The sequence below is a fragment of the Clostridium sp. BL-8 genome, assembly GCF_002006495.1.
Lineage (GTDB): Bacteria > Bacillota > Clostridia > Clostridiales > Clostridiaceae > Clostridium.
The window spans coordinates 1-1,932 of record NZ_LZZL01000190.1 but is presented as its reverse complement, the minus strand read 5'-3'; the positions used below and the strand labels follow the sequence as shown (position 1 = coordinate 1,932).

General features: G+C 27.3%; 2 protein-coding genes. Both read right to left on the bottom strand.

The features are described 5' to 3' along the window. Positions 1 to 487 precede the first annotated feature (487 nt). Positions 488 to 1,000 carry a GNAT family N-acetyltransferase gene (locus CLOBL_RS27110; protein ID WP_077861829.1) on the bottom strand — a complete coding sequence of 171 codons (513 nt, stop codon included), beginning with the start codon at positions 998 to 1,000 and terminating at the stop codon, positions 488 to 490. Positions 1,001 to 1,084: 84 nt separating this feature from the next. After that, entirely contained in the window at positions 1,085 to 1,615 is a 531-nt protein-coding gene (locus CLOBL_RS27105) for a dihydrofolate reductase family protein (protein WP_077861828.1), read from the bottom strand. Between the last annotated feature and the right edge of the window lie 317 nt (positions 1,616 to 1,932).

Below are 1,932 nucleotides of genomic sequence, written 5' to 3'. Positions count from 1 at the left end.
CTAACCCAAATGGTTCATTTTCTTCAATTTTATCAGAACGCAATACTCCTCTTTGATCAAATATAATTACATTAACAGATTCAGGTAATTTTGTAGCCTGATATTGTAAATCAAAGCATCCTTGCCCTGGACCACCGTGCAACATTAATAAAAAGTCCTTGTGCCCTTTATCATAAATCTGAACATAAATTTTTTTCCATCCCTCATAGCTATAAACTGATTTTCCATTGGATTAGCTTCCTTTCTAATTAACTTTGTCACAATAAATGGTTCGTTATAATTTACTATTCTGAGTAAATTATAACATCAATTGTAAATATCACACTATTCAATTGTCAAAGAACAATTTCTTATTTTACTACTTCAAATCTACATACTACTCAACATTTTAGTATGGCGCAACAAAAAAAATCGCAAATTCATCTTCTGAATAATGCGATTATACAATTTGTTATTTAATTTTAGTAACTCATAATTTAGTAAGATTCTACATATATTGTTCATTAAATTTAATCATATAATTATTAAATTCATTTGAGGAATCTACTAATATAAAATTACAATTATTTAGTACCTCATTGGACCCTACATTTGTTTTTAAAACTTTTGTTGCTGTTATTCCATTACAGTTAGGATATTTTAAAGCCCAATCTATTAATAAAAATAATGCTTCTGTCATAAATCCTTTCCTTCTATAATTATGAGATATGCTATATCCAACTTCAATATATCCTTTCTCGTCTGGAATTCCTTTAAATCCTATAAAGCCTATTCCTTTCCCATTAGCCTTATTAATAATCAGCCAATATGTATACCACACATGAATATATTCACTCACCCTTTGCATTTTCTCTATTTTCTTTGATATTGCTACTTTAACAAAATCATATATTGCTTCTAATTCAATACGATTTTCAATATCATCAATTTCATCATTATTAATAGATACCAGTTCATTAAAAGATAAAGGTTTTAATAATAGTCTTTCTGACTCCAACAATCGTTTTCCTCCTTAATTCTCTTCATTTAATATAGTTTACATATTGTATAATATAAGAAAATTGTGAACTAAATATCAATTGTTTTATTTCATCTTGTAATGGAGTTCAACAAATTGATTGAATCTCCTTATCCCCTTTAACTTTAGTTCTAATTCAAAATCATTTTTTTTAAATAAAGGTATTCCATGACCTATTAGTGTAGGTGATATAGTAATAATAAATTCGTCAACTAACCTTTCTTTAATAAAAGAATTTAGAAGAACACCACCGCCAACAAGCCATATATTTCCTCCATCCAGCCTTTTGATTTTATTTGTAAATTCCACTACATCTTGATTAATAAATTCTACATTTTCATTCTTACCTTTTTCTGATTCAGAAAATACATAACACTTTTTATTCTTATAAGGAAATTCACCTTTTTCTTTTTCAATAATCCAGTCATAAGTTCTTCTACCAATTAGAATAGTATCAACTGTATTATAGAATTCAGAATATCCATTATCTCCTTCACCTTCAGTTTTAAACAGCCATTCCAAGGAATCATCTTCTGTAGCTATGTAACCATCTAAACTTGTCGCAATATATAGAACTAATTTTCTATTGTTGTACATCTATAAACCTCCATATTTATAAAATTCAATCTAATTTTAAAACACAATTAGTGAACAATAATTTACTATTCCGCATTAATTATAGCATATTTTGTAAAAACGCATTATTCAGTTTTCAAAGAACATATTTATAATTCGCTACTTCAAATCTGCATTAGGTGCAGCTGCACCTAGTCTACATACTGCGCAACATATTAGTACTGAGCAACATTTTAGAATGACACATTAAAAAAATCGCAAATTCAATTTTGAATAATACGATTTTACAATTTGCTATTCATTTTTATTTATACATAACTTGAGATGATTCCGAACTA